Below are 15,314 nucleotides of genomic sequence, written 5' to 3' on the forward strand. Positions count from 1 at the left end.
TTTGGGCAAGTAGGTGCGTCCGGTTTCTCCCCGTTAGAAGAGAGTGTATTGTTAGATACACATGAGCGGCTGCATGATGCAGCACTTAGAGTGGTACCGCGGAGCTGATTTAGCCTTCGTCTCTAAAAAGAGACGAAGGCTTTTTATTTTGTCCGTTGGCAGAGAAAAGCGGAAATTCCCTATGCATCCGCTGGTTGAAAACGACTGGAAGAAATTTGTCAGGAGGAATGGATTATGGTATTGACAGGGGCACAGGTTATTATGGAATGCCTGCTGGAGCAGGGAGTGGATACCGTATTCGGGTATCCGGGAGGCGCTGTACTCAATATTTACGATGCGCTGTATGAATATCGGGACCGAATCAACCACATCCGCACCGCCCATGAGCAGGGCGCGGCCCATGCCGCGGATGGCTATGCGCGTTCCAGCGGCAAAACGGGCGTTTGCATTGCCACTTCGGGCCCCGGCGCGACGAATCTCGTGACGGGCATTGCAACCGCATATATGGACTCCGTCCCGGTGGTGGCCATCACGGGCAACGTCAATTTGGACCTGTTGGGTTTGGATAGCTTCCAGGAGGTCGACATCACCGGCATTACGATGCCGATCACCAAACACAATTTCCTGGTAAAGGACGTCCGCAAGCTGGCGGATACCATCCGGGCGGCGTTCCGCATCGCCAACAGCGGCCGGAAGGGACCCGTCCTGGTGGACATTCCGAAGGACCTCACCGCGCAGAAGGTGGAGTTCCTTCCGCCAGCGCCGCCGGAGCAGGAGAAGCACCACCTGTTCCCGTTCGAGCAGCGCTTTGAGCAGGCGTTGCAAATGCTGGAAAAGGCGGAGCGGCCGTTTGTCTATGCGGGCGGCGGCGTGATCGCCTCGGGTGCATCCGAGGCGTTGAAGACCTTTGCAGAGCGGTTGGATGCGCCGGTCGCCTGTTCGCTGATGTGCCAGGGCGGTTTTGACCAGACGGACAGCCGCTATATGGGCATGCTGGGCATGCACGGGACCAACACCGCAGCGCTTGCTATCAAAAATTGCGACCTCTTCGTGGCAGTGGGCACGCGCTTTTCGGACCGCGTATTGTGCAACGCAAAATCGTTTGCACAGCACTGCCCGATCATCCAGATCGACATTGATTCCGCCGAGTTTAATAAAAACATCGACGTGGACCTCAAACTCAAGGGCGACGCCCGCGAGATTTTGGAGGAGCTGAACCGCCGCCTGCCGCAGCACACGCATGCGGACTGGATGGCCAATATCGCTGCATGGAAGGCGGATTACCCGCTCAGCCAAACGGCTTCCGACCCCAACGGCGTAACGCCGCAGGAAGTTTTGGAAACCTTGAGCGACCTGACCAACGACGATGCCATCATCTGCACAGACGTGGGCCAGCATCAGATGTGGGCGGCGCAGTTCTACCGCTTCCGCCATCCGCGCCAGTTCATTAGTTCGGGCGGATTGGGCACAATGGGCTTCGGCCTGGGCGCGGCGCTCGGCGCACAGGTGGCCAACCCGGACGCGCGCGTGATCAACATCGCCGGGGACGGCAGTTTCCACATGAATTGCAATGAGCTTGCCACAGCAGTCGCCTACAACATCCCCGTGATGGAGTTGGTATTCAACAACTCCGTGCTGGGAATGGTGCGCCAGTGGCAGAAGCTTTTCTACGACAACCGTTTTTCGCAGACGGATCTGGATAAAAATACGGACTTTGTCAAGTTGGCAGAGGCGTTTGGCGCGAAGGCGTTTGTCATCCAGACGAAGGCGGACATCCGGCCCGTGTTGGAGCAGGCGCTTGCGCTGCGCGAACCGGTTTTGATCGACTGTCGGATCGACAAGGACGTCAACGTTCTGCCGATGGTGCCCGCGGGCGCGTCGGTGGAAAGCCCGATTCTGGAAATGTGAGAGAGGGGGAGCAGCCATGACAACGACAGCAGAGAAAGAATATATCATCTCCATCCTGGCGAAGAACAATCCCGGCGTTCTGCTTCGAATTTCGGGACTGTTCAGCCGCCGCTGCTATAACATCCTGAGCATTGTGGCGGCGCAGACCGAGAATACGGAGTATTCCCGCATTTTGATCGTAGTGCAGGGCGACGACCGCATTGTGCGGCAGGTCGATAAGCAGGTCAGCAAGCTGGTGGACATCGAGCAGGTGGATGTGCTCGACCCGAAAAGCGCCGTTGTCCGCGAGCATTTGCTCATCAAGGTGGAACGCACCATGCAGAACAGCGAAAAGCTGGTCGAGATGGCCAACGTGTTCCATGCAAATATTCTGAGCGTCGAGGCCAACACCATGATTTTGGAGTTGACCGGCGATGCGACGACGATCAATTCATTCATCGAACTTTACAATCCGTACCATGTGCTGAAGATCTTGCGCACTGGCGCAATGGCGATGCCAAAATGATCGAACAACCCCGCCTGTAGGCGTTCCCCCACCGGGTGCATACGCCTGCATCCGGAAAGCCAACCAACGATCGGGCCGGTGGCAAAACCGGGCCGCAATTTTGACGACTGATGGGGGTAAAAAGATGTTAACACTGGATAAGGTCTATCATGCCGCTTATGTGCTCAAACCGGTGATCCGCAAAACCGACCTGATCCCGGCGCGGCAGATCAACCCGGAGAGCGAGATCTATCTCAAGACCGAAAATTTGCAGGTGACCGGTTCCTTTAAGGTGCGCGGCGCCTATTATAAGATTTCGCAGCTGTCCGACGAGGAAAAGGCCCATGGCGTCATCGCCTGTTCCGCAGGAAACCATGCGCAGGGGGTTGCGCTGGCAGCGGCGCACAGCGGCATCCCGTCCCTGATTTGTATCCCGGACGGCGCGCCGATCTCCAAGGTGGAGGCAACAAAGAGCTACGGCGCCCAGGTGGAGCTGGTCAAGGGCGTGTATGACGACGCCTATAACCGCGCGGTGGAACTTCAGAAGGAGCGCAACCTGACCTTCATCCATCCCTTTAACGATCCCGATGTCATTGCCGGCCAGGGGACCATCGGATTGGAGCTGCTCAAGCAGCTGCCGGATATGGATGCCGTGATTGTACCGGTGGGCGGCGGCGGTTTGATCTCCGGCGTGGCGTTCGCCATCAAATCCCTGAACCCGAAATGCAAGGTCTATGGCGTTCAGGCGGCGGGCGCGGCCAGCATGAAGGCGTCGTTGGAACAGAACGGCCCGCATTCCCTGACGGGGGTTTCCACCTTTGCGGACGGCATCGCCGTGAAATGCCCCGGCGACCTGACGTATGAACTGTGCAGCAAATACGTCGACGATGTTGTGACCGTCAGCGACGACGAGACAGCGACGGCGATTCTGGCTTTGATTGAGCAGCAAAAACTGATTACCGAGGGTGCGGGCGCAGTGGCGGTCGCGGCGGCGATGTTCAACAAGGTGGATGTAAAGGGCAAAAAGGTCGCCTGTATCCTCTCCGGCGGCAATATCGACGTGACCATCCTTTCCAAGGTGATCAACCGTGGCCTGATGAAGGCAGGACGCTCCACCGAGCTGATTATTGAGATGATCGACAAGCCGGGCCAGCTCAAAGAGGTTTCCGCGCTGATTGCCGATCTCGGCGCGAACGTTGTCAGCGTACATCATGACCGAGGCGGGGAGGACACCGACATCAACGGCTGTTACTTGCGCATCGCTATGGAGACGCGCAACTGGGCGCACGTCGAGCAGATTGAAAAGGCGATCTCCGATGCGGGCTATCACATCGTCCACCGGCAGAACATCGGCTGAGTGAATTTATAAAGATGGTTTGTTTCTCCGTAGATGGAGAACTCTTATAAGGAATGCGATAAACAGAAAGAAGGTCTTTTTATGATGACAACGATTTCAACCCCCAATGCACCCGCAGCGATCGGTCCCTATTCCCAGGCCAAGGTGGTCAACGGAATGGTGTTTGCCTCCGGCCAGATTCCGATTGTGCCTGCAACCGGCGAGATCGCCGAGGGCGACATCACCGTACAGGCGGAACAGGTGATGAAAAACGTCGGCGAGATCCTCAAAGCAGCCAACTGCGGCTATGAGGACGTCGTCAAGACGACCTGTTTCCTGGCGGAGATGGCAGATTTCGGCGCATTCAATGCGGTGTATGAGAAATACTTCACCGGGAAGCCCGCGCGTTCCTGCGTGGCGGTCAAGACGCTCCCAAAGAACGTCCTGTGCGAAGTAGAGGTTATTGCCGTACAGAAAGCTTGATGCCATAAAATACGGGACATAAATTTTATCCTGCTAGAATGATTTGAGGGACAAGAATCATTCCAGCAGGATTTTTTATGCTTGTAAAATTCGAAAAGATTCTATAAAATGACAATATAGAATGATTTGCGACGATCTACATAGGGTAAAGTGATTTTTAGAAAGCATATATGTCCAATCAAAGGAAAGGGAAATCCGGATATGTGCATATAGTTGGCCGTTCCTTGTGTTTGGAATGCTGCTTATTAAGGATAGGAATATGATGACTATTTTTGGCAAACAATTTTCGCGCGCATGGCGTTCCCGCTGCGTGGTGCTCCTTTGCCTGTTGGCAGTAGCCGGGGACTGGCTTTGGTTTTCACGTCCGGTCACGGCTTCCCAGCAGCTGCGCGGTTACGCTGTTTCCGGCGTCCAGGTGATCGACGTGGTGATGCCGTCCGGAGGGCCCACCCAGTTACATGGAATCGCCACGGAGGACAGCGAAGAGATTCAGGAGCTCCTGGGCCTTCTGGACCAATATCCAACCAACCGCAAATGGGACTGGAGCTGGCTACTCGGGGAAGGCTTTGGCGATTACAATGGGAAAGACCCATACAGTTCCGTATGGGTGGTTCTGTCCTTTCGGGACGCGGACGGCAAAGCCGGTTCCTTGCAATACATCGTTTCCGAAACGGGCCGCGTGCAGGTGTTTGAACCCAACCGCTTTGGCGACGTCCCTGCGGGAGTCGGACGGTTCGGGGCGGAGGGCGCAAAGCAATATTTTGCGGCCCTGCATCGGTTTTATGAGCAGAAAGTGGACAGCCCGCTATGGGCCCCCTCCACTCCAACGGAGGAAGAGAGAAGCACAGGCGTCGATGCGTGACACGATATGTCTCAACGATCAACGGCCTCCCATTCCCTATATCGGAAATGGGAGGCCGTCCGTTTATTTTTTCCTCGCGGATACGATCAGCATCATCGGCCGGCGGAGCTCGTCCTTCATTCCGGCGATCGAAAGCATGTGGGCGGGCGGCTGCGGTTCTACGACGTGCAGAAGCTCAAAACCGTTTTCCAGCAGCCCGTTGAGATAGGTGGTCAGCGTCTTATGGTATTTGGTGACGGGTTCCCCCAGGAAGATTGCCTGCCGTTCCCCCTCATAGAAATAGTTGTCCACAGGGAAGTGCAAAATCTTGCCGCCGGCATCATAGTACCAATCCTGGGAACCATATGCGGTGAAAATGGGATGTTCCACGGAGAAGACAAAGGAGCCGCCCTTTGTGAGACAGGCGTGCACCTTTTGTGCGACGGCTTCAAAGGATGCAACGTAGTGAAGCGCCAGGGAGCTCAAAACGACTTCAAAGCTTTCCGCAGGAAATTCGGCGCCTTCGATGGAATTGTGCAGATAGGTGACCTCCGGATAGTGGGTCTTTTCCCGCGCGACCGCCAGCATTTTTTCGGAGAGGTCGACGCCGGTCACCGATGCGGCGCCGTGCTCCATCGCATAGATGCAGTGCCAGCCGTAGCCGCAGCCGAGGTCCAGGACACGTTTTCCAGTGAAATCTGGCAAGAGACTTTGCAGGGTTTCCCATTCCCCCGCGCCTTCCAATCCTTGCTGGGAACGGCTCATCTGGCTGTATTTTTCGAAAAAGATCGGGTCGTCGTATTTGTTCTGTTTCATAGGTTTCTCCTGTTAAAAGAAATGGAAAAGTGGTAAACTTTATTGTATCATGTTTCCGATGTAAAGTCATCTAAGGGAAAGAGCAGATATAGAAAAGCAATTTAAGACAAATCTGCGAGGAGGGAGTATATGCGGCGTGTGATTTTATATATTGCAGCCAGTTTGGACGGTTATATTGCCGGTGAAAACGGCGGGATCGATTGGCTGGACAGTGAGGCGGTTCCGGATGGCACGGAGAGTGGATACGAGACCTTTCTTCGGGAGATCGACACCATCGTGATGGGGTATCATACCTACCGGCAGGTGACGGAGGAACTCTCTCCGGGGAAATGGGTGTATTCCGGAAAAAGGACCTATGTATTGACGCATCGGGGCATCGCCAACCTTCCGGAGATTCAATTCGTCTGCCAACCGGCGGAGCGGCTGATCGAAACGCTCCAGCAAGAGGATGGGAAAGGGATTTGGATCTGTGGGGGAGCCAAGATCATCCATCCGCTTCTGCAACAGAATTTGATCGACGAATTTCGTATCACAATCATCCCGATCCTTTTGGGCCGGGGAATCCCCCTCTTTGGAGCGCTGGATTGCCGGATTCCTTTGCAGTTGATCTCTACCCAAAAGAACGGCAACTTGTTGGAGCTGACCTATCGCCGGCGCGCCCAGGAGAAAGAGGGAAAATGATATGAAACAGATTGTATTGATTGCGGGGAGCTCCCACACCGGGAAGACGGCTTTGGCGCAGGAGTTATTGGAGCGGTACGGTTATCCGTATCTCTCCATCGATCATTTGAAAATGGGGTTGATCCGAAGCGGCCACTGTCCCCTCACTCCGGAGAGCAACGACGCGGATCTGACCGCCTATCTGTGGCCAATTGTCCGGGAGATCATCAAAACAGCCATTGAAAATCACCAGAGATTGGTTGTGGAAGGCTGTTATATCCCCTTCGATTACCGCTCCTCTTTTGAAAGCCGGTACTTGGAGCAGATTCAATTTGTCTGCCTGTGTTTCAGCCAAGCGTATCTTGCGGAACATTTCGACGTGATTCAGCGCTACGCCAATGTGATCGAACAGCGCTTGGATGACAGCGGTTGTACTAAAGAGCAGTTGCAGCGGGAAAATGAGGAGAATCTCCGGTTGTGTCAACAATATAGCTGCCCATACATCTTATTGGAATACCCGTATCACATCGATCTGGATTCCTTATAAAAAAGGATCTCCGACTGGTGGTTTCAGCAGGAGATCCTTTCCATTGCGAACTTGGATGGGATAAATGAACAATCAAGCATTCCAATAAAAACTTAGAACAATCAGGCAACTGAGTGCAAGAAAAACCACGATTGGTGCGATGCGATAAACGTATTTTTTCGGCGTGGATGCTGTCTTGCTTTTCCTATAGCAGGCGCGGGCCAAAGGCAGGCAAGCCACCAAGCACATAAGGACCCACCAGGAGGCCAAAAGCCCAGTGGATGCACCTGCAATCTGCAAAAGCCTTTCCCCGATATAAAGGACGGCTATGCTGGCGAAGGCGTAGATATCTTTTTGAAAGGATTGTTTATCCATTTCCAAAATCCCATTCGTATAAATTCAAAGAAGCACCTAAAATTTTAACTTCGACTAATAAAATTATATCTTGGAATTGCCTGTAAAGCAAGTGTGATTTGAAATTTTATACAGTTATAATGGAAAAAGCAAAAATGCTCCTCGCCACATCGCTGGCGAGGAGCATTTTTGCTACAGTATCAAAGAAAACTCGGAATCGATTTAAAGAAATTTTTTATCTTGAGGAAATCTTACCTATATGATAAAATATTTTTAAAGCAAATAGGTAATAATCATATTTATCCTATAAACATGAAGGACTCATAGGTAAATGTTACTGAAAAGAGGAAGAAAATCGTGGGGTTGCTATTGTTGATATTCGTGGTAATTGGCATTTTTCTTTTGATATCGAAGATTCTCTATGAAAAATCGGATTATTACAAGCAAACCCATAACAGTTTCCTTGCTGTACAATTTGATAAAGGTATAAAGGGAGAATTTTTGATATGGAAATATCTTCAGAAATTGTCTGGATACAAAAAATATTTGTTTAACTGTTATCTTCCCAAAGATAACGGGGAAACTACAGAACTTGATGTCATTCTCCTTCATGAATCAGGGATTTATGTGTTTGAATCGAAAAATTTTAGCGGATGGATTTTTGGAACAGAAACACAGCAATATTGGACACAGACTTTACCGAGAGGACGGGGCAAGTCACAGAAAGAGCGTTTTTTTAATCCAATTATTCAGAATAAAGTTCATTTAAAATGGTTAAGTAAATATTTGAACAAAGAGTGCAATCAGTTTTACTCCTATATCGTTTTTAGCAATCGATGTACGCTGAAAGATATTACACTAACGAGTGGACAACACCATGTAATCAATAGATATAATGTTTTGCAATCGGTAAGAGAAAATATCCAAGAAGCCGGACAGAAATTGACATCTGAAGAAATTGATCAAATTTATACGAATCTTCAACCTCTTACACAAATAAGTGAAGCTCAAAAATTGGCCCACATTGAAAATGTTCAAAAGAAGAAGGAATCAAAAAATACTTGCAATCGGGAGCCGCAGGGCGAAGAAATCTTTTGCCCACGTTGTGGAGGAAAACTTGTTTTGAGGACTGCAACTAAGGGAGCGAATGCAGGTGGAAAATTCTGGGGGTGTTCAAACTACCCAAAATGTAAATACATAAAAAATATTGAATCTCTTTAAAAGATTCCCAAAAGGAGTATCATTTGAAATTTACGAAATGATACTCCTTTTTGCATTCAAAAAAACAAAACTGTGATAAGTAGAGACTTCTATATCTAAAAACCCTCCCCAACGAAAGGGGAGGGGCATCACGTTACTTGTCTTTTTGATCAATTGGTTATGCTCTTACCGCTATTGTGCGAAAAATCCCGCTTTGTTTTACTGCTTTTTGGCCTTGCGTCCGTTCCGCCTTTTCTCCAAAGCTTCGCGCAAACGCGCCAAGGACTCGTTGGCGCGGAGGGATTTCATGGTGGGGAACGCCTTCATCAGACGGCGGTGCAGAAGCTTGCTGTTCCGTTCTAAAGCGGCTTGTTTCTGGCGCAGCTTTTCCAGATATTCCGCATAGGGCTTTCCATCCGCCTCCAAGCGGCTCTCAATGGCCTGTTCCACGCTGCGTTTCTTTTCTTCGAGAACGGCGTGGCTCTTTTCCCGGATCTCGTCGAGCACCTTCTGAAGTTCTGCCACTTTTTTGTTGAGATCCAAAATGGTGCGTATCGTCACAACGGTGTCCCCAACAAAATAGACCGCCAGGCCCGCTGCGAGGAACGGTGCCAGAAAGGAGGGGATCATCTGGATCAGACGCATGACGAATGGATGCACCAGCCGCATCACGACCACACCCATCACGCCGAAGATCAGTGCGTTGCCCAGACAGACGCGGCCCTGTATGTTAAAACGGCGGTGGGAATAATCCCACCATTTGGCATGGAAAAGTTTTTCCATTGCAAAGCCGGTGAGGTATTCCAAAAGGCTGGTGAGAAGCAGAGAAGCGAAGAAAAGGATCACCAGGTTGTGGGAGAAAGGCGACAGAAGTTTGACAATCAACAGCGCACCCACCCCATAGATCGGGCAGAAAGGCCCGTTTAGGAAACCGCGGTTGATCAATTTTTTTGCTAAGATCGAGCAATACGTGCTTTCACAAACCCACCCCAGCAGACTATAGATGGTGAATAATAGAATCCATTCCGCCCAATATGGCACAAAATTCCCCCTTCATTTTTTATGCTTTCTATCATACGCTTATCCGTCGAATTTTGTCAACATACGGCTTTTAGGAAGGTCAGAAGATAATACAGTAGGGCCGCGCTCACGGCAGGGGTGAGAATCCAACCAATGATATCCACATCCACGCGCGCAACTTTTAACAGCCGGCTAATGCTCAGGGACGCATTGAAAATCTCGCTCAAGAATAAGATAAAAATATACGCCTTCACACCAAAGACCGGCAGCAGTACCGCAATCAGAACGACCCGCATAATGGAGTCCATAAAGTTGTAGCGGAACGAATAGGCCTGCTGGTCCAGTCCCTTGAGCATCCCATCCACGATGCTGTCCACATACATCAGGGGGATGATCGGCGCCATGATGCGAAGGAAAGCTCCCGCCTGCCGGTTTCCATAAAAGAGATTCCCGAGGTCCTCCGCATAGACGATCAGAAGCGAGGTGATGAGAAAGGAGAAGAGCAGGGTGAGTCGGAATGCCCGCGAAGCCGAGCGTTCGATGGTTTGGCGCTTGCCGCGCGCATTGGCCTCTGCCAGCTCGGGAATCAGCAGGGAGGACAGCGAGGTCAAGAACGAAGAGGGGAACAGGAGGATGGGCATGACCATGCCCTGGATAATGCCGTACTGCGAGAGCGCTGCATCCGTCCCCGCACCGTGGCGCTTTAACCCGCGGGGGACCAGCAGGTTTTCCGTACTGCTGAGGAAACTGCGCACAAAGGAGCCGCTGAGGACAGGGACAGCGATGTGGCAGATCTGCCGGTAACTTCCGGATTCGTTAAAGCATTTGGGCGGCTGTTTGCGCGTCATGATGCGATACGCCAGGAAGACCACCGCGCAGGAAGCCACTTCCCCCGCTGTGGAACCGAGCATGAGCGCGCTGAAAGGGGTAAAGATCCAAAAGAAGACGATCGTTGTGCCAATGGTGGTAAACTGTTCCATCAGTTCCGCGATAGCAGGAACGACGCTGTTTCGGATGGCGAAGAAATATCCCTTCAAACAGGCGCAAACCGCCATAAATGGCAGGCCCGGCGCGAGCAGGCGCAGAGGAAGTCCGCTGGAAAGATCCAAAAAGCGCTGCGCGAGGAAGTCCGACCCAATCCACAGGACACCGGCGGCGGCAAAGCTGACGCCCAGGGAAAATAGCAGGCAGCGCCGGATACAGACCGGGGAACCGCGCCCTTCTGCCACCATACGTGTGACGGAAAGGCTGGCGCCGCTGGTGCAGGTGGCGATCGCCAGGGCAAAGATGGAAAAGGTGAGCTGATAGACGCCCATGCCCTGCGTGCCGATTTTTCCGAGTATGTAAGCGCGGAACCAGATGTTGGAGAAGCGCAGCAGCAGAGAGCCGCCCGTTAAAATTGCGGTATTGGCCAAAAATTTGGCCTGCTTTTTCACGCGCACACCTCCCGCCCACAGATTCCGATCTTGTACATACCATGTATATTGGTATATAATAAAATTTATCATCAAATTTTTGGAGGACGTTATATGGACTGGACGGAAGTGACGGTGTCGGTCGATGCCAAGGATGTGGACCGTGCGGGGGATATCGCACAGATGGTTGTGCCATATGGCATCTATGTGGAGGATTATTCCCATTTGGAAGAGGAAGCCTGGGAGATCGCGCATATTGATTTAATCGACGAGGAATTGCTAAAGAAGGACCGGACAAAAGCGCTGGTGCATGTATATATCAGTCCGGAAGAAAATCCGGCGGAGGCGATCGCTTTTCTGAGCGAGCGGTACAACGCCGAAGGGATTCCACACACCATCTCCACAGCGGCCTGCGTGGAGGAGGATTGGATCAACAATTGGAAGAAATATTTTAAGCCCATCCCCGTGGGGGGGAAACTCCTGATCCGCCCCAATTGGGAAAACGAATACGACGCACAGGGACGCACGGTGCTTCATTTGGAGCCAGGCCTGGCCTTTGGAACCGGGACACATGAGACGACGCGCCTGTGCATGGAACTGCTGGAACAATATGTAAAGCCAGGGGCGTCGGTGCTGGACGTTGGCTGCGGCAGCGGGATTCTGTCAGTGGCGGCATTGCTCTTGGGCGCGGAACGGGCCGTTGGGGTGGATATCGACGAGCTGGCTGTGAAAACAGCGGTGCAAAATGCAGAACTCAACCACGTAGAGGACCGCTTTACCGCCCTGTGCGGGAATTTGACCGACCGCGTCGAGGGGATCTATGACATCGTTGTAGCCAATATCGTGGCGGATATTGTCATCACCTTGACAAAGGATGTGCAGCAATTTTTAGCGCCCAGTGCAGTGTACCTGATGAGCGGGATCATCGATACACGCGAACAGGACGTCCTGCAAGCGCTGGAAGGCCGCTTCGAAGTGATCGCACGGCGCGAGGAGAAGGGCTGGGTTGCTTTGGCGGCGAAAGCCATAAGCGTATAGTGATTATTTGTTATCTACTGCCTAGAATTATTGCTATAAAATGAACTTTTAAAGAATTGAAAAATGTATACGAATCTTTGTGCGTCAGGAACATTATTAAAGATTTTGGAATTAAATAATAGAGGTATAATATGTCGTTTATAATAGACAAACTAAGAAAGATCTTCCCTCCCTCAATACATTCGTTTAATTTGGAAATGGATCGAGTATTACGCGCGATTGAAGAAGAACGTCAGAGTATAGTTTCTCTAAGCCAGAAAATCGATGATCAAAATCAGCTTATAAGCAATGAGCTAAAAAATATTTCATTGCAAACATCCCAAATCAAAAAGCAGACATCTGAGGCGGTTTGGGCACATATTTTCCACGATACAATTGTAGAGAGTACGTGGCTAAAAGATAAAACTTTTTCTCCAGGACGTTGGGCGGTGGGGTATCCATATCTTTATGTAATGTACCGCATACTCAATGAAGTGCATCCCAAACGTATACTTGAACTTGGATTAGGTCAATCGACAAAAATGATTGCTCAATATGCTACTTCATTTGACGATGTGAAGCATGTTGTTGTAGAGAATGATAAAAGTTGGATTGATTTTATGTTAAAAAGCTTCCAATTATCAGAGAGGTCCTCCATTGTTCAGTTAGATTTAGAAATGGCCACCTATAAAGAAGACAAAGCAATTCGTGTTTATAAAAATTTTAAAGAACAATTTGTCCATTCAAAATTTGATTTTATACTGATCGATGGTCCAATCGGTAGCGATATGCAGCAGTATTCTAGGATTGATATCTTAAATATATTGCCAGGATGTATTGGAGAAGATTTTGTTATCATGATGGATGATTGTGAAAGAACAGCGGAAAATCAGACAACATTAGAAATAGAAAGGTGCCTAAAGAGATATTCTATTCCCTATAAGAGAGGTAGATATGTTGGACAAAAAGAGTTTGTGTTGATACTTTCCAAAAATTTGGAGTTTATAACCTCTATGTAAATCCATATAGGAATGTTATATATAATCATGAACGTGCAAGGAGAACAGAGATGAAAAATCTTGAGGCAACAGTTATACGGGATAAAAAAATATTGGATATTATTTTTATTACAGATAATAATTTTTCTATGCCGACGGGAGTAGCTATACAATCCCTATTCTATAATAGAGATAAAAATTCAGTGTATAATATACATGTTATTTGTAATAGTGTAGAGGAATATAACCGCGAAAAATTATTAAAATTGCAAGCTTCCAACTTTAATATCGATTTAGTGGATGTATCTGAAACAGAGCTTCATCAAAAATTTGTGAAAGAAAATTTTCCTGTTTCAATATCTGCGACATTTAAATTCTTTTTACCAGAATTATTTCCTAATTTAACGAAAGCCCTATATATAGACGGAGATTTGATTATACAAAGTAACTTATTAAAGTTGTATTTTACAGACATATCAGGAGTTTATGCAGGTGTAGTAAAGGATTATCATGCATTGACTTTTAAAGGCGATGTTTGGAAACGTTTGGGTGTAAGGTTCGAGGCATATTTTAATTCTGGGGTGATGCTCTTAAATTTAGAAAAGATGCGAAATGATCATATAACTGAAAAATTAGTGGAATATCGTTTGAATGGTATCAATTACTATATGGATCAAGATGCATTAAATGTTGTCTTTGGTAATTCTGTTAAGTATTTAAATTTTAATTATAATATGACCATGACAAATTGGAGAAACAAAACAATAGAAGATCTGGCAGAATATTACGCATTACCTATGGTGGATGATAAATATGATTACCTTAGAAATGCAGATATTGTGCATTTTGCATCTTCTGATAAACCTTGGGTGTATTATAATACGCATTATGCAGATGTTTGGTTTTATTATTTTCTTTTATCTCCCTTTAACGAGACTTGTTTAAATCGAACTTCTTTAGATACGATCATTTCTTCAAAAGAGATTAAAGATATCAGGATTCAAAAAGAACATGTTTGCAGAACTAATTATAGGTTAGCTATTTATCCGCGCATATCAAACTCCCCGGCCATTTCAGTGGTTGTTCCTGTGTTCAATGCAGAAGAATATTTAGAAGATTGCCTTAGTAGTATTTTTAATCAGACATTTGGGAATGTTGAAGTTATATGTGTTGATGATGGTTCTACTGACGGCTCTGGAAAAATATTAGACAAGTGGGCTCTCGAAGAAGCAAGATTAAAAGTTATTCATCAAAAAAATAGTTATGCTGGTGTGGCACGAAATAATGCAATCAAAATGGCGAGAGGCGCATATATTGTTTTTATTGATGCAGATGATGTATTTGCACAGAATGCTTTTGAAGCCTATTATAATTCGGCTATAGCAGCGGATGCGGATGTTGTTGTTTCTAGTGTTTATATTTTTCAACAAAAGCTTACAGAGGCAAGAATTGCTAATAATTGGCTCGATCCCGATTATGTACCAAACAGAAGTGTTTTCTCCTCAGATGATAATTTGCCATTTATATTTAATTTTACTCCAGGAGGACCTGGTGGAAAATGTTTTAAAAAAGACTTTATAGAGAATAAAAATTTAACGTTTTTGTCCCTAAATAAATCAGAAGATTTTTATTTTATTCATTTAGGAATTGCCGAAGCAAGCCATATAGCAATTATTAGAGAACCTCTGTATTACATTCGGACAGTTCATACAAGTTTAGAACATCGTAAGGATGATATGCCTCTCCTATTTTGGGAGGCAATTATGCTTATGAAAGAGCGATTAATTGCAGATGGTATTTTTGATAAAGTAAAGCAAAGCTTCATAAATGAAAATGTGAATAGATTTGCGTATAATTTAAAAACTATGGAAACATCTGATAGTTATGAGAAGGTTTTAGACAAGTTGCGTGAAATCTATGCCCAGGAATTGGGACTTGGTGACTATCCAAGAAATTACTATTATAAGCAGGATAATTATGAATACTTATGTAAACTATTAGGTATTGATTTTGTTTCAAAGCAGAACGAAAAAGTTAAATATGTTTTTAATAAGAGTAATCAATCGAAAGATTTGGAGGCGGATTTAATTAGGGCTTCTTGGTCATACCGTATAGGACGTTTTATCACATTTATCCCCAGAAAAATTCGAGGAGGAATTCGTTGCTATAAAGAACATGGAATAAGTTATACGCTTGGCCGAATTCGGGAAAAATTTATTGCTCTTTTTGAGAATTGAGTTCATAGCAGATAGACCA

At 47.9% G+C, this 15,314-nt stretch carries 15 protein-coding genes and 1 other annotated feature (1 of these 16 only partly in view); of the genes, 11 read left to right on the forward strand and 4 right to left on the reverse strand.

Annotation, left to right across the window (positions count from 1 at the left end; genetic code table 11):
- Positions 1 to 127 (forward strand) — a binding site (T-box leader) (it extends 114 nt beyond the left edge of the window).
- Positions 128 to 234: 107 nt separating this feature from the next.
- From ilvB to B5F54_RS03195, 5 genes are all read left to right on the forward strand, one after another.
- Positions 235 to 1,908 carry a biosynthetic-type acetolactate synthase large subunit gene (gene ilvB, locus B5F54_RS03175; RefSeq protein ID WP_087230422.1) on the forward strand — a complete coding sequence of 558 codons (1,674 nt, stop codon included), beginning with the start codon at positions 235 to 237 and terminating at the stop codon, positions 1,906 to 1,908.
- Between the two features lie 16 nt (positions 1,909 to 1,924).
- A complete protein-coding gene (gene ilvN, locus B5F54_RS03180; RefSeq protein ID WP_087230424.1) occupies positions 1,925 to 2,413 on the forward strand; it encodes an acetolactate synthase small subunit in 489 nt (162 codons plus the stop codon).
- 124 nt (positions 2,414 to 2,537) lie between these two features.
- Complete coding sequence (ilvA, locus tag B5F54_RS03185) at positions 2,538 to 3,749, forward strand: threonine ammonia-lyase (RefSeq protein ID WP_087230426.1); 1,212 nt, start codon at positions 2,538 to 2,540, stop codon at positions 3,747 to 3,749.
- An 84-nt stretch (positions 3,750 to 3,833) separates the two neighbouring features.
- Positions 3,834 to 4,211, forward strand: a complete 378-nt coding sequence (locus B5F54_RS03190) for a RidA family protein (protein WP_419761392.1) — start codon at positions 3,834 to 3,836, stop codon at positions 4,209 to 4,211.
- 259 nt (positions 4,212 to 4,470) lie between these two features.
- Positions 4,471 to 5,073 (forward strand): DUF3426 domain-containing protein, encoded by a 603-nt coding sequence (locus tag B5F54_RS03195; protein ID WP_140400318.1) that lies wholly within the window; start codon positions 4,471 to 4,473, stop codon positions 5,071 to 5,073.
- 63 nt (positions 5,074 to 5,136) lie between these two features.
- On the opposite strand, the gene B5F54_RS03200 is transcribed toward B5F54_RS03195, so the two are convergent.
- Positions 5,137 to 5,868: a class I SAM-dependent methyltransferase gene (locus B5F54_RS03200; RefSeq protein ID WP_087230433.1), complete on the reverse strand. Its 732-nt coding sequence runs from the start codon at positions 5,866 to 5,868 to the stop codon at positions 5,137 to 5,139.
- A gap of 129 nt (positions 5,869 to 5,997) precedes the next feature.
- On the opposite strand from B5F54_RS03200, the gene B5F54_RS03205 reads away from it, so the two are divergent.
- Both B5F54_RS03205 and B5F54_RS03210 read left to right on the forward strand, forming a co-directional pair.
- Complete coding sequence (locus B5F54_RS03205) at positions 5,998 to 6,549, forward strand: dihydrofolate reductase family protein (RefSeq protein ID WP_087230436.1); 552 nt, start codon at positions 5,998 to 6,000, stop codon at positions 6,547 to 6,549.
- A 1-nt stretch (position 6,550) separates the two neighbouring features.
- Positions 6,551 to 7,075 carry an adenylate kinase gene (locus B5F54_RS03210; RefSeq protein ID WP_087230439.1) on the forward strand — a complete coding sequence of 175 codons (525 nt, stop codon included), beginning with the start codon at positions 6,551 to 6,553 and terminating at the stop codon, positions 7,073 to 7,075.
- Between the two features lie 72 nt (positions 7,076 to 7,147).
- Here the strand turns inward: B5F54_RS03210 and B5F54_RS03215 are convergent, their stop codons facing one another.
- Complete coding sequence (locus B5F54_RS03215; protein WP_087230442.1) at positions 7,148 to 7,429, reverse strand: hypothetical protein; 282 nt, start codon at positions 7,427 to 7,429, stop codon at positions 7,148 to 7,150.
- A gap of 336 nt (positions 7,430 to 7,765) precedes the next feature.
- Between B5F54_RS03215 and B5F54_RS03220 the strand changes: the two genes are divergently transcribed.
- Positions 7,766 to 8,629 carry a nuclease-related domain-containing protein gene (locus B5F54_RS03220; RefSeq protein WP_087230445.1) on the forward strand — a complete coding sequence of 288 codons (864 nt, stop codon included), beginning with the start codon at positions 7,766 to 7,768 and terminating at the stop codon, positions 8,627 to 8,629.
- A gap of 198 nt (positions 8,630 to 8,827) precedes the next feature.
- Here the strand turns inward: B5F54_RS03220 and B5F54_RS03225 are convergent, their stop codons facing one another.
- Both B5F54_RS03225 and B5F54_RS03230 read right to left on the reverse strand, forming a co-directional pair.
- Positions 8,828 to 9,649: a putative ABC transporter permease gene (locus tag B5F54_RS03225; protein WP_087230448.1), complete on the reverse strand. Its 822-nt coding sequence runs from the start codon at positions 9,647 to 9,649 to the stop codon at positions 8,828 to 8,830.
- A 56-nt stretch (positions 9,650 to 9,705) separates the two neighbouring features.
- The gene (locus tag B5F54_RS03230; protein ID WP_172749531.1) at positions 9,706 to 11,064 is read right to left on the reverse strand and encodes an MATE family efflux transporter; all 1,359 of its coding nucleotides are present in this window, start codon (positions 11,062 to 11,064) and stop codon (positions 9,706 to 9,708) included.
- 93 nt (positions 11,065 to 11,157) lie between these two features.
- Here B5F54_RS03230 and prmA point away from each other — a divergent pair, with 93 nt between their 5' ends.
- The 3 genes from prmA (at position 11,158) to B5F54_RS03245 (ending at position 15,295) form a co-directional block, all read left to right on the forward strand.
- Positions 11,158 to 12,081, forward strand: coding sequence for a 50S ribosomal protein L11 methyltransferase (gene prmA / locus B5F54_RS03235; RefSeq protein WP_087230454.1), 924 nt, complete (start codon positions 11,158 to 11,160; stop codon positions 12,079 to 12,081).
- A 131-nt stretch (positions 12,082 to 12,212) separates the two neighbouring features.
- Positions 12,213 to 13,079 (forward strand): hypothetical protein, encoded by an 867-nt coding sequence (locus B5F54_RS03240; protein WP_087230458.1) that lies wholly within the window; start codon positions 12,213 to 12,215, stop codon positions 13,077 to 13,079.
- A 50-nt stretch (positions 13,080 to 13,129) separates the two neighbouring features.
- Complete coding sequence (locus B5F54_RS03245) at positions 13,130 to 15,295, forward strand: glycosyltransferase (RefSeq protein WP_087230461.1); 2,166 nt, start codon at positions 13,130 to 13,132, stop codon at positions 15,293 to 15,295.
- Positions 15,296 to 15,314: the final 19 nt, after the last annotated feature.

It is taken from the genome of Anaeromassilibacillus sp. An250 (assembly GCF_002159845.1).
GTDB lineage: Bacteria > Bacillota > Clostridia > Oscillospirales > Acutalibacteraceae > Anaeromassilibacillus > Anaeromassilibacillus stercoravium.